20 protein-coding genes are annotated in these 22872 nt (G+C 28.8%); 9 read left to right on the forward strand and 11 right to left on the reverse strand.

All coding sequences use genetic code 11. The annotated features are described in order from the left end of the window. Positions 1-4 precede the first annotated feature (4 nt). Positions 5-1369, forward strand: coding sequence for an FGGY-family carbohydrate kinase (locus bhYOR_RS02740; RefSeq protein ID WP_025434077.1), 1365 nt, complete (start codon positions 5-7; stop codon positions 1367-1369). Here the strand turns inward: bhYOR_RS02740 and bhYOR_RS02745 are convergent. From bhYOR_RS02745 to bhYOR_RS02770, 6 genes are read right to left on the reverse strand one after another with little or no spacing between them, the layout of a single operon-like run. Further along, positions 1352-2056, reverse strand: a complete 705-nt coding sequence (locus bhYOR_RS02745; RefSeq protein WP_025434078.1) for an SPOR domain-containing protein — start codon at positions 2054-2056, stop codon at positions 1352-1354. The genes bhYOR_RS02740 and bhYOR_RS02745 overlap by 18 nt on opposite strands. Beyond that, positions 2057-2653 carry a dephospho-CoA kinase gene (gene coaE / locus bhYOR_RS02750; protein ID WP_025399862.1) on the reverse strand — a complete coding sequence of 199 codons (597 nt, stop codon included), beginning with the start codon at positions 2651-2653 and terminating at the stop codon, positions 2057-2059. It abuts the gene before it with no gap. Next, the gene (gene polA / locus bhYOR_RS02755) at positions 2632-5349 is read right to left on the reverse strand and encodes a DNA polymerase I (protein ID WP_247088186.1); all 2718 of its coding nucleotides are present in this window, start codon (positions 5347-5349) and stop codon (positions 2632-2634) included. The genes coaE and polA overlap by 22 nt, the downstream gene beginning before the upstream one ends. Further along, a complete protein-coding gene (locus bhYOR_RS02760; RefSeq protein WP_025434079.1) occupies positions 5346-5744 on the reverse strand; it encodes a hypothetical protein in 399 nt (132 codons plus the stop codon). Before bhYOR_RS02760 ends, polA begins: the two co-directional genes overlap by 4 nt. Beyond that, positions 5734-6153, reverse strand: coding sequence for a flagellar export chaperone FliS (fliS, locus tag bhYOR_RS02765; RefSeq protein WP_025399865.1), 420 nt, complete (start codon positions 6151-6153; stop codon positions 5734-5736). The genes bhYOR_RS02760 and fliS overlap by 11 nt, the downstream gene beginning before the upstream one ends. A 10-nt stretch (positions 6154-6163) precedes the next feature. After that, complete coding sequence (locus tag bhYOR_RS02770) at positions 6164-6544, reverse strand: response regulator (protein ID WP_025399866.1); 381 nt, start codon at positions 6542-6544, stop codon at positions 6164-6166. A 215-nt stretch (positions 6545-6759) separates the two neighbouring features. Between bhYOR_RS02770 and ligA the strand changes: the two genes are divergently transcribed. Then, positions 6760-8769, forward strand: a complete 2010-nt coding sequence (gene ligA / locus bhYOR_RS02775; RefSeq protein WP_025434080.1) for an NAD-dependent DNA ligase LigA — start codon at positions 6760-6762, stop codon at positions 8767-8769. Between the two features lie 2 nt (positions 8770-8771). Here the strand turns inward: ligA and bhYOR_RS02780 are convergent, their stop codons facing one another. Further along, complete coding sequence (locus bhYOR_RS02780; protein WP_025434081.1) at positions 8772-11090, reverse strand: hypothetical protein; 2319 nt, start codon at positions 11088-11090, stop codon at positions 8772-8774. A gap of 236 nt (positions 11091-11326) precedes the next feature. Here bhYOR_RS02780 and bhYOR_RS02785 point away from each other — a divergent pair, with 236 nt between their 5' ends. From bhYOR_RS02785 to crr, 6 genes are all read left to right on the forward strand, one after another. Then, positions 11327-13192 (forward strand): PH domain-containing protein, encoded by a 1866-nt coding sequence (locus tag bhYOR_RS02785; protein ID WP_025434082.1) that lies wholly within the window; start codon positions 11327-11329, stop codon positions 13190-13192. Further along, a complete protein-coding gene (locus bhYOR_RS02790; RefSeq protein ID WP_025399870.1) occupies positions 13179-13640 on the forward strand; it encodes a hypothetical protein in 462 nt (153 codons plus the stop codon). The genes bhYOR_RS02785 and bhYOR_RS02790 overlap by 14 nt, the downstream gene beginning before the upstream one ends. Beyond that, on the forward strand, positions 13637-14500 hold the full coding sequence (locus bhYOR_RS02795) for a consevred protein (RefSeq protein WP_025434083.1): 864 nt from the start codon (positions 13637-13639) through the stop codon (positions 14498-14500). Before bhYOR_RS02790 ends, bhYOR_RS02795 begins: the two co-directional genes overlap by 4 nt. Positions 14501-14678: 178 nt before the next feature. Further along, complete coding sequence (locus tag bhYOR_RS02800) at positions 14679-14939, forward strand: HPr family phosphocarrier protein (RefSeq protein WP_025399872.1); 261 nt, start codon at positions 14679-14681, stop codon at positions 14937-14939. 15 nt (positions 14940-14954) lie between these two features. Further along, entirely contained in the window at positions 14955-16676 is a 1722-nt protein-coding gene (gene ptsP, locus bhYOR_RS02805) for a phosphoenolpyruvate--protein phosphotransferase (RefSeq protein ID WP_025434084.1), read from the forward strand. A 3-nt stretch (positions 16677-16679) separates the two neighbouring features. After that, positions 16680-17249 (forward strand): PTS glucose transporter subunit IIA, encoded by a 570-nt coding sequence (gene crr, locus bhYOR_RS02810; protein WP_025399874.1) that lies wholly within the window; start codon positions 16680-16682, stop codon positions 17247-17249. A 33-nt stretch (positions 17250-17282) separates the two neighbouring features. Here the strand turns inward: crr and htpG are convergent, their stop codons facing one another. Further along, positions 17283-19130, reverse strand: coding sequence for a molecular chaperone HtpG (gene htpG, locus bhYOR_RS02815; protein ID WP_025399875.1), 1848 nt, complete (start codon positions 19128-19130; stop codon positions 17283-17285). 119 nt (positions 19131-19249) lie between these two features. Here htpG and gnd point away from each other — a divergent pair, with 119 nt between their 5' ends. Beyond that, entirely contained in the window at positions 19250-20644 is a 1395-nt protein-coding gene (gene gnd / locus bhYOR_RS02820; RefSeq protein ID WP_025399876.1) for a decarboxylating NADP(+)-dependent phosphogluconate dehydrogenase, read from the forward strand. 15 nt (positions 20645-20659) lie between these two features. Here the strand turns inward: gnd and bhYOR_RS02825 are convergent, their stop codons facing one another. From bhYOR_RS02825 to bhYOR_RS02835, 3 genes are all read right to left on the reverse strand, one after another. Beyond that, positions 20660-21199 (reverse strand): BAPKO_0422 family outer member beta-barrel protein, encoded by a 540-nt coding sequence (locus bhYOR_RS02825; protein ID WP_025434086.1) that lies wholly within the window; start codon positions 21197-21199, stop codon positions 20660-20662. Positions 21200-21339: 140 nt separating this feature from the next. Further along, positions 21340-21858 carry a BAPKO_0422 family outer member beta-barrel protein gene (locus bhYOR_RS02830; protein ID WP_025399878.1) on the reverse strand — a complete coding sequence of 173 codons (519 nt, stop codon included), beginning with the start codon at positions 21856-21858 and terminating at the stop codon, positions 21340-21342. A 276-nt stretch (positions 21859-22134) separates the two neighbouring features. Further along, positions 22135-22650: a DUF3996 domain-containing protein gene (locus bhYOR_RS02835; protein WP_025399879.1), complete on the reverse strand. Its 516-nt coding sequence runs from the start codon at positions 22648-22650 to the stop codon at positions 22135-22137. Between the last annotated feature and the right edge of the window lie 222 nt (positions 22651-22872).

The following is a 22872-nucleotide window of genomic DNA, read 5'->3' on the forward strand; positions in this document are numbered from 1 at the left end:
TTTGATGGATGTACTTATTATTGATATTGGTACTAGTACTTTGAAATCCGCTTTAGTTAATTCTCATCATGGGATTTTAGAGAGTTTTGATGTAAATTATTTTGACTATTTTAGTGTCGATTTTGAGAATTTTGATTACAAAATATGGCTTTTTGCTTTAAAGAGAGTAATTTCTAATTTTAGGCATAAAAAAATAGATTGTATTTCTATTAGTGGTATTTCTCCATGTCTGATAGCTCTTGATTCAGATTTAGTTCCTTTGGAAGTTTTACATTGGAATTCTTCTAAGATGGTTGGTAACTTTAGAGGGAAATCAGCTTTCTTGCCCCTTGTGCTTAGCACACTTGAGAGGGGGATTTATGGTAAGGTTAGATATTTTGTATCTTGTTTTGAATATTTTATTTATTTGCTTACAGGTAATCTGATTACAAGCTATCCAAGTTTGTCTTATATCCCTTTTATTTGGAATAATATTGAGATAAGAGAGTATAACCTTGATACAAATAAATTTCCCCCTTTTTTAAAGATGGGAGAGATTGCTGGTCGGGTTACTAACGGTGCGAGTATTGAATTTGGCATTGATAGTGGTATAGAGGTAATTAATGCTGGAATTGATTATTTAAGCGTGCTTGTTGGAAGTGGGGCATTCTTTTCTGGAATTGTATCTAATAGGACAGGTACAAGTGAGGGTTTTAATTTTGTTTCAGATGCATATTTGCCTGGCTTTTCTTTGGAGTATCCTTATTTTTTAGATAATTTATTTGTTATTGGAAGAATAGTGCCTTCTGGATACTTATTGCAATTACTGAAAGATAGATTGTTTAAAAAGAAAAAGTCATTTGAAGAATTTCTTGAAGATATTGCTAAGGCATATGATTTAGGTGATGTTTATTTTTATTTAAGCAAGAGGGAGCTTTTCTCTGACCATGTTTTAATAGATTTGCAAGTAAGAGATGATTTGGGTAAAGGTATTTTTGGCAAAGTAGATAATCCTTTACAGATAGGAATTGCAATGCTTGAGTCTTTTTATTTCTCCTTTTACAATAAGATACTTCAGCTTAAATCTTTTAAAAGAGATGTCTTAGATATTTTTGTGAGTGGTTCTAATTCGGATAATTTGTTTTTAAATGAGTTAAAAGCTAATATTATTGGTAGGGATTTAAAGATTTTTGAATTTAAACATTCTGAGATTATCGGTAATGCAATCTTAGCTTTTTGTTGTTTAAGGGAGTTTGATAGTTTGGATAAGGCATTTAAAAAGCTTGCTAAATTTAAACAAGTTATATCTTTTAGTGCTAGTATGCATGATATTTATTTAGAGAAATATCACAAATATGTCTCTAATTTTAATTTATTTATTAATAGTTAATATATAAGCATCTTTAAATCCACTTGATCCTGATATTTTCTTAAGATCGAGTTTAGCTTCTGATATGGTTTTGTAAGGTCCAGATCTGACTCTATAAGTTTCTTTATCATTTACTGTTGCTGAATAAATCTTTGCATGTATTTTATATTTCATTAATTCTTGAATATTGTTATCAGCAGAGATTGGATCTGAGAGTGATGCAAATTGTATGTAGTATTCCTTTCGAGGGTCATATTTGTTTTCAAATTTATTATAGTTTTGTTCTTTTTTAGTTTCTTGATTTGTCTTTGCAGTGGTTTGTGTTTTCTGAGGTGGGTTTTCCTTTGTGTGTGTTTTTGTAGGTTCATGTTTATTTATGACTTGCGGTTCTTTTTTAGTAATAATTTTTTTATTATTTTGATTTATGCTATTACTCAAATTTTTATCTTGTTTAATATCTTGTGTGAGATCAATTATAATTTCATTTGGTTTTTCAGTTATTGATAAAGTTTCTTCATTATTTTCATTTTCTATAACTTTTTCATCTTTTGTTTCTTGTAAAATAATATTTTTACTTGCAATGTCGGAGGCTAAGTTTTTATTTGGAAAGAAAATAATTATTCCAAGAAATATAATTGTACAAACGATTACAATTGAAGTTAATGCTACTAAAAATCCTTTATTGTTATTTTCATTAAAATCTTTCATCTATGTGACCTCTTTCATCTTTGCCCTAATTTCTTTTTCTAGATGCTCATAGCTCTTACTGTTAATTATATTTATTATTTTTGAATTTAGAATATTTTTATTTAAAAAAATATCATCTTGCCACTTAAGGATATTGATAATCAAATTTTCATCAAGGTTGCGGCTTGCTCTTAATCTTTTCTTTATTATCTCATCATTTGCTTTTATTATAAATATATGCCCGCAGAACTTTGCAAGATTTAATTTAAAAAGTAATGCAGCATTAATTATGATTTTATCAAATTCATTCTTTAATATTATTTGTTCTATTTCTTTGTATATAGCGGGATGTGTTATTGCTTCTAATTTTTCTAGTTTTCCCCTGTCGTTAAATACAATATTTCGAAGTTTTACTCTTTCTATTTCATTTTTATTATTTAATATTTTTTTGCCAAATATCTTAACTATTCTATCTTGTTTTGCTTGTAGGACTATGTGTCCAATTTTATCTACATTTATTTCATGAAAACCATACCTACTGCAAATGATTTTTGAAACGGTATCTTTACCAGTTGATATTCTGCCAGTTATGCCAATTATCGATGAATTTCTCCCCATGATTTTCCAGTCTCAATATTTATCCTTAAAGGAAGCTTTAAAGGATAAGCATTTTCCATCATTTCTTTGACTATTGTTTTTGCTTCTTCACATTCTTGCTCAGGTGATTCGATTAGTATCTCATCGTGCACTTGCAAGAGTATTTTTGATTTGAGATTTTTACTTTTAAATTCATTATATACTCTGACCATTGCGATTTTCATTATATCAGATGCACTTCCTTGGATTGTACTATTTATTGCTATTCGTTCAGCTCCTGAGCGTTCCGAGTGATTTTGACTATTAATTTCTTTTATATATCTCCTTCTTTTAAGAAGAGTTTCACTGTATCCATTTTTTCTGGCAAAATCTATTCGATTTTGTATAAAAATTTTTATTTTAGAATAAAGATTAAAGTATGAATCGATGAACTTTTGGGCTTCCTCTCTTTTAATAGATAGCTCTTGTGAGAGCCCATGTGCTGACATGTTATAAATTATTCCAAAATTAATTGATTTTGCTACCCTTCTCATGGAGGGCGTTACTTTTTCTGTGTCTACTTTAAAAAGTTGCGATGCTGTTTTGATGTGAATGTCTTCTTTATTTTTAAATGCTTCAATGAGTGCCCCGTCTTCTGAGAAGTGTGCTAGTATGACAAGTTCAATTTGTGAATAATCGGCAGAAATAAAAAGATTGCCTTTCTTGGGTTTGAATGCTTCTCTTATTTTGCGTCCTTTTTCGTCTTTGATTGGAATATTTTGTAGGTTAGGTGCGGTGCTTAAAATGCGTCCCGTTGCTGCTTTTGCTTGTATAAAGTTTGTGTGTATTTTATTTGTTTTTGCGTTTATAAACTTTATTAAATTATCCGTATATGTGTTTTTTAACTTTGAGATTTTTCTATGTTGTATGATTTTTGGTATAGATTCATGTTGATCTTTTATTGCCTCTAGTACTTTAATACTTGTTGAATGTTTTTTGACATTTGGGGGTAGTACCAGCTTTAGTTCGTCAAATAATACCCTATACAGCTGTTTGCTTGAATTTAGATTAAATTTAATACCTATACTTTGTATTATTTCATTTTCAATTAATTTTAATTCTTTGGTAAGTTCTTGGCTATATTGTCTTAGATAATCTTTATCAAGGTAAATTCCATTTTCTTCCATTTCTGTAATAACACTGCTAAATGGCATTTCTACGTCTATCATTAGGCTTTCAAGATTATCTTCTTTGAGTTTTTTTGCGAAGATTTTAAATAATCTGAAAGTAATATCAGCATCCTCAGCAGCATAATTAGAGACTGTCTCAAGTGGTATATCTTTCAAAGTGCCATTTTGTGATACTATTTCTTGGTACTTGATATTTTTATGCATTAGATACTTTTCTGATAAAAAGTCAAGGGATACTTTTGTGTTTGGATCGATAATATATGCTGCTATCATTGTATCAAAATAGGGGGGTATTGCGTTAAATCCATGTCTTGTAAATATTTTGTAATCGAATTTGTAGTTTTGGCCAATTAATTTAGGGTTTGTTTTAAAAAATTCATTGAATTTTTGTGTTATGTATTCTTTTTCGATAGATTTTTTTTCTTTAGTTTCTATGGGAATATAGTAGCTTTCAAATTCTTTAAATGAAACCGAAATACCGATTATTTGTGCTTCATAGACATTAGTAGAAGTTGTTTCTGTATCTATTGATACATAGCTTGTTTTTTTTAGTTTTTCTATTAGTAAGTCAAGTTGTTCTTTTGTTAATATTGTTTCGTATTTAATATTTTCTTCTTGTATTGTTTTAAGAGTATTTAAATATGATGTTGTTTGTAAAATTCCTTGTGTTTGATTTGTAACATGTCTTTTTTTTAATATAGTTTTATAAGATTTAATTAGGGTCGTTGCAGAGTATTCCTCGAATAGTGAAAGGACGTCTTCTTTCAAGTTTTCCAGTTTAAATTTTTCAAGTGCCGGTAATTCTAGATCTTCTACAAGACTGATAAGTTCATAACTTAAAAAGGCATTTTTTATCTCTCTTAATAGGATTTCTTTGTATCTATTATTAATAGAATCTAAATTTTCGTATATTCCTTTTAATGTTTGAAATTCATTTAGTAGCTTGACGGCTCCTTTTCCCCCAATTCCTTTGATACCTGGTATATTATCTGATCTGTCTCCAACAATGGATAAATAATCTTTGATTTGGGATGTATTTACTCCAAATTTTTGCATCACATAATCATTATCTATTTTCACAAAGCTACTATTCTCGATTTTAAGTATTTTGGTTTGAGCTGACATTAATTGCAATAAGTCTTTGTCTGGAGAAATGATATAATTTAGGTAATTGTTGCGTTCTGCTTTTTTTGCAAAGCTGGCTATAATATCATCAGCTTCGTATCCTTGTATTTCAAAGAATGGAATGTTTGCTTTTAGTAGACCGTCTTTTATCCAATGGATTTGTGGGATTAAATTATCCGGAGGAGCATCTCTTGTTGCTTTGTAACTTGGATATTTTTGTTGCCTAAATGTTTGTGTTTCGGAATCAAAAGCTACAATTAAATTTTCTGGATTTTTTTCTTTTATTATAAAAAAAAGGGTTTTGAAAAATCCAATAAATGCATTAACATTTTCCCCTTTACTATTTGTTAAAGGGTTGTTTTTCATTGCATGATAATTTCTAAATATTATATTTAAAGCGTCTATTAGGTAAATTTCTTTCATATCTTGACATCTACTAAAATTGGATTATCGTAGTTAAAGAGACTTTTAGAAAATTGTGTTTTTGGTATTGTTGTTTTTTGAACAAATAGCTCTTTTAAGGTTTTGCATGTATTTTGGTATTGGATGCATATTTTTTCTTTTAATAAGCAAGTGTCCTCGATTGATTTTCTAACGTTTTCTTGTATTTGATCTTGTCCCTTTAGCCATGAATTTATGGTTACATAATAATTCTTAATTGAATTTAAAATTAAATCCTTTGCAGGATTTGTAATATTTAATGTGTCTATCATTCCTTTATTGATTTCTTCGTTTTCAAATTCTAGGATGGCTTTTAGTTTTTTTAGTTCAAGTGTTAGATCTTTTAAATATATTTTTAATATTCTATTAGCTGACAATGTTGATCCCTAATTTCTTGTTAGTAATATTATTATCTTTTTTAAGTAATGCTTTCCAAGCTGTGTGCAGATTTTTAAGGTGCTTTAAGACTTCTTGAATATTATCCCTATTCTTTTCTAATGTAACACTTTCTAATGATTTGCTTAAAAAGGAATATATTGAGAATAAGTTATTTGAGATTTCCCCACCATCTTCAAAATTTAATGTTGACATTAATTCAATGATGATATCTTGTGCATGGTAAACTTTTTCATCGGCTTTTGCTGTACTGCTTGGATCTTCATTTTTATAAAGTTCTTTGGCAATTTCTAGATCTTGTATTGCTTTCTCATAAAGCATTACTAATATTGATATAGGACTTGATGTATTAATTTGTGTTTTTTTATAGATCTCTTCTTTTCTTATCAAGGATTTTCTCCTAGCATAATTTTTTTATCTGCCCTGCTATTTGATCTTCTCTGAAAGGTTTTGTAATGTACCCTTTAGCTCCAAGTTCTAAAGCTTTTGCAATGAGTTCTTGCTTTCCAAGAGCTGTAACCATCAATACATTTATTTTGCGGGCAAGGTTTTTGTTAATTTCATTTATTTTCTCAAGGGCCGTAATGCCATCCATGCCCATCATTGTTATATCAAGGGTTATTAGGTGAATTTCTTCCTGTTTCTCAAATTCTTTAATAGCTTGGATTCCATCTTCTGCTTCAAAAAATTCGTTAAAGCCTAATTTTTTCAATATCTTAATTAAGTTTTTTCTCATAAAAATAGAATCATCAACTATCAAGGCCTTTCTATTCTCTTCCAAACCTCACTCCTTACTTAATTTTAACATAATAATATATTAAAAATCATTTAATATAAAAAAGATATTATGTATGATTATCTATATTGTATTTTACTTTAGATTTTAAGATGGATGAGTTTATTATACAAGAACTTATCCCTGAAAATTTATATTTTTATTTACATTATTTTGTTAAAATATAACTTGGGCTTTCAATTAAGTTCGATGTCAAATTTATGATCGAAGATGTAGAAGATGAAATCTTACGTTTAAAAAATATCATTAAAAGATGGAACAGAGAGTATTATGTCGATTCTTCACCCAGTGTGGGTGATTTGACTTATGATAAAGCTCTTTTGCGCCTTCAGGATTTGGAAAGTAAATATCCTGAATATAAAACCTTGGATTCTCCTACTTTTAGGTTTGGTAGCGATCTTTTAAATGATTTTGAAGAAGTTAAACATTCTTTTCCTATATTAAGTTTGGATAAAACTTATGATATTAAGGGATTATCATTGTGGATTGAGAAGATGGTGTTAGAGAGTTCTAGCTCAGGATTGCATACTGGTATTTCAGTTGAACCTAAAATTGATGGGTGTTCAATTGTTCTCCATTATAAAGATGGGATACTTGAGAAAGCTTTGACTAGGGGAGATGGAAGGGTTGGCAATGATGTTACTGAGAATGTTAAAACAATTAGAAATGTTCCTTTGCGTATTGATGAAAAGATTGAATTAGTGTTGCGGGGTGAGATTTATATTACTAAGGAAAATTTTTTGAAAATAAATCACACATTAAAAAATCCTTATGTTAATGCTAGAAATTTAGCCTCAGGTATATTGAGAAGAATAAGTAGTAAAGAAGTTGCTAATTTTCCTTTAGATATTTTTGTTTATGATATTTTATATTCTAGTTTGAAACCGAATACTAATCATGATGCTTTTGACAAACTTAAGCAATTTGGATTTAAAGTTAATCCTTTTTGTGAATTTTTTGGTGGCAAAAACTTAGAAGCAGGTATTATTGCTCATGTTAAAAAGATAGAGGCCTTAAGAGATTCTTTTGAATATGAAATTGATGGTGTTGTGCTGAAGATTGACAGCTTTATTTTAAGGAAAATTTTGGGATCTACTTCTCATCATCCAAAGTGGTCAATAGCTTATAAGTTTGAATCTTGCACAGGTATGAGCAAAGTGGTCGATATAATTGTTCAGGTTGGCCGCAGCGGGAAGATTACTCCTGTTGCACATGTAGAAAAAGTGCTTGTTGCTGGGGCTTCTATTACTAATGCAAGTCTGTATAATCAAGATTATATAGATTCTGTTGGTTTAAATGTTGGAGATATTGTTGTGATTTCAAGACGTGGGGATGTGATCCCTGCTGTTGACTTTGTAATAGAAAAGCTTGCAGTTGGTAGTTTTAAAATTCCTAGTAATTGTCCTTCATGTAAAATGACTTTAATAAAAGAAGGCGCACATCTTTTTTGTGTAAATAGACATTGTTCTTGTCGAATAATTGAACAGGTAAAATATTTTTGTAGTAAGAAATGCATGAATATTGTAGGACTTTCGGGGAAAACAATAGAGTTCCTTTTTGAAAAGAAATTTATATCTTCAGAGGTCGAGCTTTATACTTTTAATTGTGATAGGCTTATTAATCTAAAGGGTTTTAATCTTAAGCGAATAAATAATTTAAAGCGTTCAATTGAAGATAGTAAAAGTAGGCCGTTTAGAAAGTTGCTTCTTGGTATGGGAATTAAGGACCTTGGAGAGAGTACAATATTAGTGCTAATTAATAACAATTTAAACTCGTTTGATATAATTAGTACTCTTTGCAAAAATAAAGAGGATGCTCTTGCCAGACTTTTAAAGATTAAGGGAATAGGGGAGAGGATAGCTTTAAATATCATTGAAGCATTTAATGATAAGACTATTCTTGATAAGTTTAATTTTTTTAAAGAATTAGGGTTTAAAATGGAGGAAGATAATACTAATGATGCTGCAGATGATTCTTTTTTATTTGGTAAAAAATTTTGCATTACAGGTTCTTTTAAAGGGTATTCTAGGGATGTACTTATTGAAAAGCTTATTAAGAAAGGTGCTGTTTTCAGATCTTCAGTTACTAAGCGTTTAGATTTTTTACTTGTTGGAGAAAAGTTTGGATCAAAAGTACAAAAAGCCAATAATTTGGGTATTAAGACCCTCAGTCTTTTTGATATTAAAGATTTTGTGGATTTAGATGATTAAATTTATTTTATTATTCTTATGTTTTTAAATTCTGATGCTAGATTTTTATATAGAGTAACTATTTCATTTGTATGTTCTACTTTTATTAAGTTTCTGAAAAATTTTTCTTTATGTTTTAATGATGGGTTGATGAAGTGGGTTTTAACATTATATTTTGGGATTAGTCTGTAAATTTCTTTTGCTCTATATAAGTTTTTTGTTGGTTCTACTTCAATGTAATATCCGTTAGATTTTTTAAAATCAAATTCACTACTTTGATCTTTAAAATTATAGTTATTTAAATGTGTATCTGGATATATTTGGAATTCAGCGGTTTTTATCATGGCATTTTTATGTGTTGTTTTTTCATTGTTAGGATAAAATTCATTTTTTGTGTATTGTGATTTTTTGTTTTCGCGAGTTAAGAGATCTTTGTTTTTATGTTTTGTAAATTCTTCTTTAAGTGTTAGGATAGTATTTTCATTGTTCGTTAATTTTTTATCCAATGTATTTATTTTGTCTTGCTTTTGTTGAATTATATCTTTGTTCTCTTTGTATAATTCTTCATTCTTATCAATCTTATCTTTTAGTATATTTATTACTTTCTCTATTGAAGATAAATTGTTTTCGATATTTTTTAAGCTAGTACCATGATTATTTTTTAAATCTATTAATTCTTTTTGAAATGCTAATAAGGTATCTTTGTTGTTAATAATTTTATCGTCAAGTTCACTTAGTCGTTGAATATTATTGTTAAGAGTATCTTTGTTGTTAATAATTTTATCGTCAAGTTCACTTAGCCGTTGAATATTATTGTTAAGAGTATCTTTGTTGTTAATAATTTTATCGTCAAGTTCACTTAGTCGTTGAATATTATTGTTAAGAGTATCTTTGTTGTTAATAATTTTATCGTCAAGTTCACTTAGTCGTTGAATATTATTGTTAAGAGTATCTTTGTTGTTAATAATTTTATCGTCAAGTTCACTTAGTCGTTGAATATTATTGTTAAGAGTATCTTTGTTGTTAATAATTTTATCGTCAAGTTCACTTAGCCGTTGAATATTATTGTTAAGAGTATCTTTGTTGTTAATAATTTTATCGTCAAGTTCACTTAGTCGTTGAATATTGTTGTTAATAGTATCTTTGTTGTTAATGATTTTATTATCAAGTTCACTTAATTTGTGAGTGTTCTTATGAAGAGCATCTTTAAGAGCCTCTTTGTTGTTAATGATTTTATCGTCAAGTTCACTTAGTCTGTGGATATTATTGTTAATAGTATCTTTATTGTTAATGATTTTATTATCAAGTTCACTTAATTTGTGAGTGTTCTTATGAAGAGCATCTTTAAGAGCCTCTTTGTTGTTAATGATTTTATCGTCAAGTTCACTTAGTCTGTGGATATTATTGTTAATAGTATCTTTATTGTTAATGATTTTATTATCAAGTTCACTTAATTTGTGAGTGTTCTTATGAAGAGCATCTTTAAGAGCCTCTTTGTTGTTAATGATTTTATCGTCAAGTTCACTTAGTCTGTGGATATTATTGTTAATAGTATCTTTGTTATTATTGATTTTATTATCAAGTTCATTTAGTACTTGGGCTTCTGAATTAAAATATTCTTGTTCTTGAGCATATATATCGTATGTGTTCTCTTCAGATGGATAGTTATATTCTTCATTTGATATATGTTTGTTTTGATTCTCTTCATATTCTTGATCATTGTTGTAAGTATTGTTTGTTGATTGAAGAGCATGATTAAGTAAGTTTTCTTTTGCGTTAATTAGGTTTTTTATTTTTTTAATTTCCTCTTTTAAATTTTTTGTTAGAATTTCGTATTCTTCATTCTTTTTTTCAATTGATTTTATGTTTTTTTGCCTTAAAAGATTTTCTAGATTTTCTATTTTTTTTTCATAGTTTTCAATTCTAAGCTTTAAGTTATCTATATTTTCTATAAACCAATCATTTATATCGTCTTGTTCTGAGTAAAAATCATTTGTGTTTAAATTTTGTTGGTATTGTAACTCTTCGTTTGTTAAGATATTATTTATTGCTTGTATGTTGTCTGATATTTGAATTTGTTCTGAAGCTTTAAACTTAAGTTTATTTGATTCTTTATTTGATGTATTTGATTTGTTGTCTTTTAAAATTTTGTTTTTCTTATGGTAAATCATCCCTTCTTCATTGTTGAAATCTTCGTTTAAATCTTCTTTGGGGATATAAATTTTTGAGTGATTTATTATATAGTCACTTGTATTTTTTTTGGGCTCTCCAAAAAGTAGTGTGCACGAAAATAGCATAAGAATTCTAGAGAGCATTGGAAGTATCTTTTTACCTTTACCCATAAACACCCTATTGATATTATTTGACATTCATTCTAAATTTGATATTATCATAGTTTTTAAAATTTATCAAAAGAAAATATATAACAGTGTGAAAATAATTTAAGCGTTGAGATCCATATTTTAATTGTTACATCATGAATTGATTTGCAATAGTAATTTTGTTGGTATTATGACATAATGATACAAATAGAAGGTAAATTATAAATTTTTGACTTCTTATTTTACTTAAGTTGTTTATGAAGTTAGAAAATATGGATGAAGTTTGGGCTTTGCCAGTTTGTTGCAATATCAATAATTCTATTATTGAGGATTTTAAACTTTCAGATAAATATAAAGATCAGGTTTTTTATATAAGTTATAAAGATGATATTATCTTAAAGTTTATCGATATTGTTGATTCTAATGAATTTGATTTAAAACTTTTTGATAATAAAATAGATTTTGAAGGACAAATTCCTGTAGTTTTATATTCTGAGAGCTTAGATTCTTTATTAGGAGCAGAAGAAAGCATTGATTTTGAATTAAAAGACATTGAGCAGAATGATGTTTATTTTGATTCAAGAGTGAAAGAATCAGGTGAATTTAAAATTCATAATTCTTATTATGAGTTTTCAGATTATTTAAATTATTGCAGTGATATTCTTTTAGTTAGAGTGTGCTTTAAAGGCGATAGTTTAATCATTGATGCAGACCTTGATAATATTGCACTTGTAAAGCAAATTATTAGTAATAATTTTTGTATTGCTAAAGATAAGATCATTATTAATCCTATTAATAATGATTGTTTGAATGTTTTGTTTCCAGTTTCTTTTAATGCTGTCTTACAAGGTATAATAATTGCTAAGAAACTTGGGCAAAAAGTTAATGTTATTTATTATAAAAGACATTTTTTAATGGCACAATCCTTAAGTTTAAAGTTTTCAGCTGTTAATTATTTATCAGTAGAAAATAGGCTTGCTAAGATTATGTTAGATCTTGAAATCGACAGACCGTTAAACTTTTTATATAAATTTTATTTTGATTGCCTTAAGCATATTTTTAGTAATTTATTTTTTGATGTGTGTATACATATTAATTTTATATCGACTAAGAGTAATGCTATATTTTTTTATGACAATTATTTCTTCTTTGAGAGTTCTGTTTATAATTTTATTTATTCAAACTTTTATAATCTTGCAGTTAGTTTGTCAATTGAACCCCTTAGTTATTTACTCAGCTATGTTAAGAGTGAATATAATATTTTTTTAAAGCTTTTTAAGGAAATGGATTTGAAAAATTCTATCATGCGCAAGTCATCTTCTATAAGCTTAAATAATGAATATAATATTTTCGATATAAGAAGAAAAGGTATAGGATTTGCCTTTTTAAATCTAGGCCCTAATCTAGATTCTGCTTTCTTAAGTGGCAATCAAACTGTTTCTATGAGTTTGCATAAGGATAAATTAGATGTATCTATTCCTTATAGAGTGATAGATGTCAACTTAATGAACTATTTAAGGAATACTTTAGCTAGGACTTTTAGCTTATCTTATGATAATGTTAATTTTATTGTTAGTGATGCCTTTAGAGACGATGTTGAACCTTATAGTGCATTGATCAAAGAATCTTATATCATTGAAAGAGAGGTTTTAGCTGTTAAGGATGAGCTTGTCATGATAATCGGTGAGGATTTTAAAGGGGAATATCCTGTTGTAGTTGATCAAAACTTTGTTGTAGGTATAGGCAAGAGGTTTAATGTTGCTTGTTCTCTTGAGATTGATGTAGGAATAAGTTCTTTTAATGTTATATTTAGTAATGTGAATTTTTTTGTTGAAAATGGTAAGTTTGATAAACTTAGAATAAATAATAAACGTGCATTTTCAATTTTTAGCTTGGCAGTTGATTATGTTTTTGGAAATATTACTTATGATATTGTTGATTCCGTGGAGCTTGAGTTTATTGAAGATGGTGAATTTGTTTTTTCTTTTAGAGTATTATTTGTTGCATCTGTTTCTGCAATTAGAACAGCTTTAATTCAGGCTTTTGACTTTAACATATGTAAAACCCCTATTGATCTTAAGGATATTCTAAATAGTTGGAGCGTACGAATTGATACTAATTAGCTTTAATTTAAATGGAGAGAGTCTTTCAAAAAGTATTGAACTTCCTTTAAGTACCAAAGAGCTTTTGATAAGTATTTTTTATTCAGGCGAGCGAAATTTCATTGAAAACATGAATAAAAAGTTTTCATTAGTGCTCTTAGACTTAAAACCTGTATGTTCATCTTTAGTTCCAGCATTTATGTTAAATGGGCGTAGTATCATTACTGTTGAGGGTTTGCAAAATACAACCTTTTATGAGACCTTGGTTAAAGTTTTACTTGAAAATGATTTTGGGTTTTGTGCAAATTGTTTTTCATCTAATGTATTATTATTTTACTATTTTTTAAAACGTAAGGTTATAATTAGGACTGATATTTTGGGATATTATAATACATTAAAATGTAATTGTCTTGATGTTAATACTTTTTTAGATCTTTATTTGCGATTGGAAGAGTTAGAGAGAAAATGAGTGGTGTTAAGGTATATTATCCAGAAAATTTTAATGCACTTGTCAGCTTGTTTAAGGAAGATTCAAACAGTTATATAGTTTATAATGAGATTGATTTTCATAAAAATGCTGCAATTTTTATGAAAAATGATATTTCTGATAACTTTTTTATAATTAATAATTTTGAAAGATTTAATAAAGTTTTTCTTAAGAGTAATTTTTTGGAAATGGGACCGTGTGTTACTTATGATGCGATATTGCAATTTGGAGAGAGAAACATTCCAAGGTTATTTTATGAATTTATTTCAAAACTAAATGATAGAATATATCTAAATAGCATTAATATTGCTAATGGATTTTATTATAAGAATACGGTGTTTGATTTATATCCTTTGTTATTAAGTCTTGATGCTCAGCTTGAATTTAAAAATATTTTAACTAAAAAAACTTGTACTTATAATGCTTACAGTATTAACAGAGATGATTACATACAAAATCGTCATACTTTGTTTTTAAATAAATTAAAATTTCCAATTACGAATTTATGGAATAAGAGTTTTTATAGCAGTATATTTGTTGATACTTTTTCATCTGATATTTTAGAAGAGGTAAATATTATTTTTATTTGCGTTCTTTTGAATGTTAAAAGAGATATTATAAGTGATTTTCTGATGAAAATATTTTATAATGACAAAGTTATTACTTTAAGGGATTCTCAAGTTTTACTTCTTAATAAATCTTTGCCTTTATCTCTAGTTGAAATAGAAGATTCTCTTAAGATGCTAGATAGGAATATACGAGATGTTAAAAACTTTAATTTAGGGGAGAGGAGTTTAAGACTTATAAAAAATTTTTATTTCGATATATTATTTAATTTTTAGTATTATCAATAATATTATAAAATTAGCATTATTAATTATTAAATAATTGCTGGTTTTTTGGCATAGTTTTAGTATAAAAGCAATAGAATTAATGTATCAATTTGTTTTTATGCATTATAATATTTATTTGTTGATAACTTAATCAAAAAATAAATATTCAAATAAGGGGCTTAAGCTTATGGTTAAAAGAGAAGCTACAATTAAAGCTGTTAATGGCTTGCATGTTAGACCGGCGTCAACCTTTGTAAAAAGGGCTAAGGAGTATGCTAGCGATGTCACTATTGAAGCTGATGGGAAATCTGTTAGTGGAAAAAGTTTATTTCGATTACAAACCCTAGAATTATCTTCTGGTAAGAAGCTTATGGTTTGTGCTCAGGGTGATGATGAAGAGAAGGCTGTTACTGAACTTGTTGAGCTCATTGAATCTTTTGAAGAGTAGGTGTGGAAGGTTGATATGACTTTATCGGGGAAAAGAATATCTAAAGGGATAGGTATAGGAGAAGCGCTTTTTATTAAGAAGGATTTTGATAAGTTCATTGATAAATCAAAAATTACTTCTTTACAAATTGATAGTGAGATAAAAAAATTTAATGATGCTAAGTCAAAGGCTATAGCGGTACTTAAAGATCTCACAAGAAAGGTTGTAGCTCAACTTGGGGCTGATAAGGAAGGCATTTTTGAGGGGCAGATGTTAGTTATTGAGGATGATGAGCTTTCTGATTCTGTTGTGAGTTTTATTAAGAATAAAAATTATGGTGCTGCTTATGCTGTATATCTATCCTTTAAAGAATTGATTGCAAGTGTAGAAGAATATACAGATGCTTATTTAAAAGAGCGGGTTTCTGATTTTAAAGATATTAGGAATAGGCTTATTGCAAATATCTTAGATCAGGTGACTGATCTCGCTGAGATTAAGAGAGATGTGGTTTTGATTACTGAAGAATTAACACCTTCTGATACAATGCAGGTTGATTTACATTATGTTAAGGGATTTGTGACTGCAGTTGGTGGTGAGACTTCTCATGCTGCTATTTTGGCAAGGACAATGGGACTTCCAGCTCTTGTGATGACACCTTTAGATATTGCTAAAATTAAAGAAGGTGATCAATTAATAATTGATGGGCTATCTTCAATAATTATTTCTAGTCCTACATCTAGTGAACTTGATAAATATAAACATAAGATATTAGAGCATAATGAGCATGAAAAAGAGCTTTTTGAATTAAAAAACCAGGATGCAAAGACAAAAGACGGTATTAAAATATCTCTGAAGGCTAACATTGGAACTCCTACAGATATTTCTTATGTTAATAAATATGGTCTTGATGGTATAGGGCTTTTTAGGACAGAGTTTTTATATATGGAGTCTGTAAAGCCACCAACAGAGGATGAACAGTTTGAAGCTTATAAGAAAGTTGTAGAAACTATTGAAAAGAAAGGTGTTGTTACTATTCGTACTCTTGATATTGGGGGAGATAAAGAGATTCCATATTTTAATTTTCCAAAGGAGGATAATCCTTTTTTAGGTTATCGTGCTCTTAGAATGTATATGGACTATGAGGATTTGATACAAAGTCAGTTTAATGCGATTTTTAGAGCTAGTCATTATGGCAAAATAAGGATCATGGTTCCTATGCTTACTAGATATGAGGAAATTGATATAATTAATTATTTTGTAGATAAAGCTAAAGAGAATTTAAAGTCTAGAAATTTGCCTTTTGATGAAAATTTGGAAGTTGGGTGTATGATAGAAGTTCCTTCAGCGGCTTTAGTGGCTTCTGAATTTGCTGACAAATTGGATTTCTTTAGTATTGGTACTAATGATTTAACCCAATATACTTTGGCTGTAGATCGGGGTAATCAGAAAATATCAAATTTATATGATAAATATAATCCTGCTGTCTTAAAGCTTATTAAGAATGTTTTTGATGCTGGTAATAGTGCTGGTATTGATGTTTCTGTTTGTGGTGAGCTTGGGGGAGATGAGGCTGGAGCTTTGATTCTTATTGGGCTTGGATTTAGATCTTTAAGTATGGTTCCTAGTGCTTCACTTCGAATTAAGTATTTGCTAAGACAGTATACAATATCTGATTTAAGTGAATTGGCAAATAAAGTGTTAAATAGTAAGTCAGAATCAGAGACTTTGAAATTTTTAGATAAATATATAGGAGATTAGTTTATGGGGTTTTTAGGTTTTTTTAAAAAGTCCGCTACTTTGGATTTAATAGCACCTATTAGTGGGAAGGTTGTTTCAATTGATAAGGTACCAGATGAGGCTTTTGCTGAGAAAATAGTTGGTGATGGAATTGCGATTATGCCGACTGGAAGTGAGTTGGTTGCGCCTTGTGATGGAAATATTGGTAAAATTTTTAAAACCAACCATGCCTTTAGCCTTGAAACTAAAGAGGGTGTTGAAATTTTTGTGCATTTTGGTATTAATACTCTTAATTTGAATGGTAAAGGATTTACAAGGGTTGCTGAGGAAGGCATGAGCGTAAAACAGGGCGATGTTATTATTAGACTTGACCTTGAGTATTTAAAGGCCCATGCAGAGTCAGTAGTTACTCCTGTTGTTATTGCGAATTCTGATGAAGTTTCAAGCATTGAGTATATATTTGGAAAGCTTGAAGATGGCTCTGAATATATTGTACCTTCTTCTACTACTTTAACTGAAGAGGTTAAAACTAAGATATCTCAGACTAAACCTGTTGAGGCGGGCAAGGATTTGGTTCTTAGAGTTAAGAAGTAAGTTCGCAGGCATGAGCTTGCGAACTTACTTGTATTATATGTTTTGCTCTAGTATTTCATTTATGATGCTTATAAATTGACTTGGGTTTTTGCTTGGCAAGCCTGATGTTATCATTGCTTCTTCAAGAAGAATAATGCTTATTTTTTCCAAGTTTTCATCATCTAAATTTTTTAAATTTTGAATGATTTTATTGTTTGGATTGAGTTCAAGAATAGGTTTTATTTCTTTGACTTCTTGTCCCATTGATATCATAATTCTTTGCATTTGATAAGTGGGATCAGCACTATCAATTATGATTGCTGATGGTTCTTGTTTTAGCGTTGCTGATAGTGACACATCTTTAACATGTTCTTTAAGTATTTCTTTTACTCTTAGTAATGTATCTTTGAATTCTTCTTCCATGTGTTTGAAATTTTCGTCTTTAAGTTCATCACTTGTTTCATTTTTGTTTATTGCTTTTAACTTTATGCCATCATATTCTGTGATGAAATTTAAAATTGCCTCATCAAGTTCATCATCCATAATAAGAGTTTCATAGCCTCTTTCTTTATAAGCATTTACAATTGGATTGATTTTAAGTATGTTTTCTTTTCCCCCTGTTATGTAGTATATGCTTTTCTGTCCTTCAGGCATTCTCTCTTTGTATTCTTTTAAGGATACAAGCCCATCGATGTGAGAAGACTTAAATCTAATTAAGGATATAAGCTTGCTTCTGTTATCAAAGTCAGAATAAACCCCTTCTTTTAAACATCTTCCAAATTCTTTGGAGAATTCATTGAACTTGGAATGTTCGGTTTCACTTAGCTTTTCAAGTTCACTAAGTATTTTCTTTACAGAAGATACCTTTATTTTGGCCAATGTTTTATTTTGCTGTAAAATTTCCCTACTTACGTTTAGGGGCAGGTCTTGGCAATCTATTATTCCCTTTATGAATCTTAAGTAATTTGGAAGTAAGCTATCAGCAGAATCTGTAATGAAAATTCTATTTATGAATAATTTTACACCAGGTTTAGTATTTGGATAGTAGAGATCATAGGGAGCTTTGCTTGGGATATAGAAAAGATTTGTATATTCAATACTTCCTTCAGCTTTTGTGTGAATATGAATTAATGGATTTTCATAATCAAAGGTTAGATTTTTATAAAATTCATTGTATTCTTCATCAGTTATTTCATTTTTATTTTTTATCCAAATTGCTGTTGTGTCGTTTAGTTTTTCTTCTTTGTCTTCAAATCCTTCCTGCTTCCCATCCTTCATTAAAGGTTCCTTGTACTTAATGAAGATAGGATAACTTATATGATTTGAATATTTTTTGACAATCTCTTGGATTTTCCATTTATTAGTATATTCAATTCCTTCTTCGTTAAGATAAAGGGTTATTTCAGTTCCATTTTCATCTTTTTCTGCCTTATCTATTTCATATCCTGTTTTGCCATCACTAGACCAGATGTAGGCAACATCTTCTAAAGCTTTTTTTGTTACAACCTCAACTTTGCCTGCTACAATAAAAGCACTGTAAAATCCAACTCCAAACTGTCCAATTAAGCTTGCAGTTTTTTTCTCATCTTTTTTTAAATTGTTTATAAATTCTTTAGTCCCTGATTTTGCAATTGTGCCAAGATGATTAATCAGGTCTTCTTTGTTCATTCCAATTCCATTATCTTTTATTTTAATGAGTTTCTCGTCAAAACTTATTTCTATTTTTGGCTCTAATTTAATATCCTTAAATTTTTCGTTTGTTAAGTTTAAAAATTTAAGTTTATCAATGGAATCAGAGGCATTTGATATTAATTCTCGTAAAAATATTTCTTTATGAGAATAAAGAGAATGTATGATTAAATAAAGTAAATCATTAACTTCTGTATCAAATTGTTTTTTCATAGAATTCTCCTGTCTTGCATTTGTTTTAATCTTTACTTTTTTTATAATATAACATAATCTAAAAATAATGAATAAAGTAAATTTGTCTATAATAAAAAATTAGTGTAGGGGATAATACTATGGATGTTGGTATTTATGGGCTGGGAGTTATGGGTAGCAATTTAGCGTTAAATATTGCTGATAGCGGTTTTAATGTTTCTGTTTATAATAGAGATAATTATAGGACGGAAATTTTCCTTGCAAACAATGCTCATAAAAAAATTCATGGGTTTAAAGATATTGAGACTTTTATTGGAAGCTTAAAAAAACCTAGAAAAATTATTTTAATGATATTAAGCTCTGCTGTGGATGGGGTCATTGAACAAATTTTACCTTTAGTTGAAAAATTCGATATTATTATTGATGGTGGAAATTCTCATTATAAGGATACTGTAAGGAGAGAGCAAGAATTATCTTCTAAGGATATTTATTTTGTTGGACTTGGAATTTCAGGTGGTGAAAAGGGCGCGAGATTTGGACCTTCTTTGATGTATGGTGGTAGTAAAAAGGCTTATGGGTTAATTGAGCCTATTTTAAATAAGATAGCTGCCAAGACGAGTGTTGGGGATATTTGTTCTGCTTATGTTGGTGAGAATGGGGCTGGGCATTATGTAAAGATGATTCATAATGGGATTGAGTATGCAGATATGCAACTTATTAGTGAAGCATATTTTTTTATGAAGAGAGCTTTTAATTTAGATAATCTAAGAATTTCTGAAGTATTTGACAAGTGGGGAGAAGGTGATCTTTCTAGTTATTTGATAGAAATAACATCAAAGATTTTAAAACATAAGGAAAATAATGAATATTTACTTGATAAGATTTTAGATGTTGCAAATCAAAAAGGTACTGGTAAGTGGGTATCAATTGAAGCTTTACAATTAAATGTACCAGCAAATTTGATTTTTGAATCTGTATTTGCAAGGTTTTTATCAGGATTAAAACATGAACGAGTAATTGCTAGTGATATCCTTAAAATGGACGTGGATTCTGCTGAATTCGATCTTAGTGATTGGATTTTAGATCTTTATTATGCACTTTTGGTTTCCAAGATATTAGCTTATGCTCAGGGTTTTATGATGCTTAAGAGTGCATCTGTTAATTATTCTTGGGACTTGAATTTGGGAAAGATTTCTTTGATTTGGAGAGAAGGTTGTATAATTAAAAGTGTTTTTTTAGATAAAATTAAATTAGCTTATGATAAAAATCCCCATCTAATTAATTTACTTTTTGATGATTATTTTTTGGATATGATAAGAAATCATCAAAAATCTTTAAGGCGCATAGTTTCAAAAGCTAGTGAGATTGGAATACCTTTGCCAGTGTTTTATGCAAGTCTTTCTTTTCTAGATTCTTATTCTACTAATTATTTGCCAGCCAATTTAATTCAGGCACAAAGAGATTTCTTTGGTGCACATAGTTTTGAAAGAATTGATTCAAAGAGAGGTGAATTTTTTCATAGTATTTGGGAATAATTTGAGTTTAGTGGTTTAAATATAATATTTGACGAATATTCCACCCATTATATTTGTTTTAAGTCCTGCATAAAAGTAATGATATGCAATGGATTTTGCGTTTGATACAAATTCTATTGAAGGTGCTATTTTAAGTCCTACTTCTACTTGTTCTGTTAAATCATAAAGGATAGCTATTGGAATTCTAAATCCAAACCCTATTTCCATATTTATGAAATTTGATTGGTGAGATGATATGTGTATATTGCTCCCAATTCCTGTTCCAATAGATAATTTTTCTATTAATGGTATTGTAAATATTAAATCTAAGGCTGAGAGTACAAATATATTGAAATCATATATTTTTGATTTGAGTTTGTCTTTTGATAGGTTGATACCATTAGTTCCCCCATAACCTATTTCAAGATCAATAAATGGGAATGACATGATACAATTAAATATTGGATTTCCAATGCTTCCTCCAAATCCTATTTTTCTATCTGAGTATGAGCTTCTTCCAAATGCATTAACCCATATGCTTAGTATTAGTATTATTCTTAGCATTAACTTTTGCATTAAATCCCCAACAATTAATGTTTTTATATCATTATAATTTTAATTATATTTTATTATTGATGATTAATAAAATATAATAGGGGGAATCCAATTGATTTGGATTTATTTAAAATCCGAGATGTTTATAATGCTGTTTATTTTTATGCAATCCAGAGTCTCATACCAATTCCAGCAAATAATTCCCATTTTTGTTTTGGATTGCTACCTCCGATGCCCCAAATATTGACTCCTGGTCCTGATTTTAAGAACATGTCAAAATTTTTTTTGATAATTGGTAGATTTAGGGTGAGAGATATTCTAATGCCGATATTTGTCGAATCATAGGCTTTGTGGGTATTTTGCCATTCAGATAGCCACCATAATCCATAAATACCAATTCCTAGTGAAGTGTCTATCGGATTAGATTGTTCAGGCACATCTGATGAGAGCACAGTAAACTCTAGAGAAGCAAATAATGTATTGAAATTGGTAAATAGATTTTTTAGTCCGTTGTAAATTCCAATTTCTATTTCGATGTTTTTACCTAAGATTAGTTGAAATGAATTTGAGAATGGTCCTAGGACTCCAATTCCAAAATAACCTTTTTTATTTGTGTATGAATCCTTTGCTGAAACATTAAAATAGTTTATTAGTAATAGGATTAAGATTATTTTTTTCATGTACTAAGGATCCTTTCATTTTTAAGTATATGTTTGCTTTCAAGCAGAAGTAATAGTATCAACTGCTATATTTAAGTAAAATGCATATTCATAAATTTTAGCAAATTAAATATTGATACTTTATAAGTTTTTTGTCAAGAATCGTTGTAATATTAATGCTATTTGTTATTTTGACATCATTTAATTTCTTTAATGATATTAATAAAATTTATTTTAATATTTTACTTGATTTATAAAGAGAAGTACTAAGTACTTCTCTTTATGTGATAGTTATTCTTATGCAAACCAAAATCTCATACCGACCCCAGCAAACATTTCCCATCTTATTCCAACTCCACTGCTCCAAATATTTAATCCAAGACCAGGTGCTACTTTTAAAAATATATCAAATTTTTGCTTAGCTATTGCAACATTTAGAATCAGTGGCAATCTTGCTCCTAAGCTCATTGGCCCACTGTTTGTTTGACCGTTGCCAAATCTCGAGAACCATATTGTTCCATAACCACCTCCTCCAACAGCAAAATCTAGAATGTTATCCGTATTCTCAGGAGTGTGTGCGTAAAAAATGTAATCTATTGCAAGAAATAAGGTTTGCCAATCTTTAAAAAGGTTATTTGTTCCATTATAAACGCCTAGGTCTATGTCAAAATTTTCAATATTGATTGCTAATGCAATTGGGAATGGCAGTAAGATTCCCATGCCGAATTTGCTTCTTGCTGTTGATGTTGGCTTTGCAAAAACAGATATTGATAATAACATAAACATTAAAGCAAGCATATTCTTTTTTTTCATGAGCTTTTTCCTTTAATTATGAGATTTTATATTGAATTTGATATTAAATTTAATTCTGAATTGGCCTAATGCAATAGGTTTGCAGTAGATATAAGTTTTTCTTATAATTTGTTGTCTGCCAATTTTTGTTCATAATCAATTCTCTTTTTATGGGTAAATTAATTGCTAGGATTGACGAATAAGTGTTAATTTTGATTTTAATAATTCATATAAGGGCCGGGC

Source organism: Borrelia nietonii YOR, assembly GCF_023035795.1.
GTDB lineage: Bacteria > Spirochaetota > Spirochaetia > Borreliales > Borreliaceae > Borrelia > Borrelia hermsii.

Excerpts from the sequence above, each read along its gene's own strand:
- bhYOR_RS02740 (WP_025434077.1), top strand. The coding sequence starts at position 5 with ATGGATGTACTTATTATTGATATTGGTACTAGTACTTTGAAATCCGCT.
- bhYOR_RS02745 (WP_025434078.1), bottom strand. The coding sequence starts at position 2,056 with ATGAAAGATTTTAATGAAAATAACAATAAAGGATTTTTAGTAGCATTA.
- coaE (WP_025399862.1), bottom strand. The coding sequence starts at position 2,653 with ATGGGGAGAAATTCATCGATAATTGGCATAACTGGCAGAATATCAACT.
- polA (WP_247088186.1), bottom strand. The coding sequence starts at position 5,349 with ATGAAAGAAATTTACCTAATAGACGCTTTAAATATAATATTTAGAAAT.
- ligA (WP_025434080.1), top strand. The coding sequence starts at position 6,760 with ATGATCGAAGATGTAGAAGATGAAATCTTACGTTTAAAAAATATCATT.
- bhYOR_RS02780 (WP_025434081.1), bottom strand. The coding sequence starts at position 11,090 with ATGGGTAAAGGTAAAAAGATACTTCCAATGCTCTCTAGAATTCTTATG.
- bhYOR_RS02785 (WP_025434082.1), top strand. The coding sequence starts at position 11,327 with ATGAAGTTAGAAAATATGGATGAAGTTTGGGCTTTGCCAGTTTGTTGC.
- bhYOR_RS02795 (WP_025434083.1), top strand. The coding sequence starts at position 13,637 with ATGAGTGGTGTTAAGGTATATTATCCAGAAAATTTTAATGCACTTGTC.
- bhYOR_RS02800 (WP_025399872.1), top strand. The coding sequence starts at position 14,679 with ATGGTTAAAAGAGAAGCTACAATTAAAGCTGTTAATGGCTTGCATGTT.
- ptsP (WP_025434084.1), top strand. The coding sequence starts at position 14,955 with ATGACTTTATCGGGGAAAAGAATATCTAAAGGGATAGGTATAGGAGAA.
- crr (WP_025399874.1), top strand. The coding sequence starts at position 16,680 with ATGGGGTTTTTAGGTTTTTTTAAAAAGTCCGCTACTTTGGATTTAATA.
- htpG (WP_025399875.1), bottom strand. The coding sequence starts at position 19,130 with ATGAAAAAACAATTTGATACAGAAGTTAATGATTTACTTTATTTAATC.
- gnd (WP_025399876.1), top strand. The coding sequence starts at position 19,250 with ATGGATGTTGGTATTTATGGGCTGGGAGTTATGGGTAGCAATTTAGCG.
- bhYOR_RS02825 (WP_025434086.1), bottom strand. The coding sequence starts at position 21,199 with ATGCAAAAGTTAATGCTAAGAATAATACTAATACTAAGCATATGGGTT.
- bhYOR_RS02830 (WP_025399878.1), bottom strand. The coding sequence starts at position 21,858 with ATGAAAAAAATAATCTTAATCCTATTACTAATAAACTATTTTAATGTT.
- bhYOR_RS02835 (WP_025399879.1), bottom strand. The coding sequence starts at position 22,650 with ATGAAAAAAAAGAATATGCTTGCTTTAATGTTTATGTTATTATCAATA.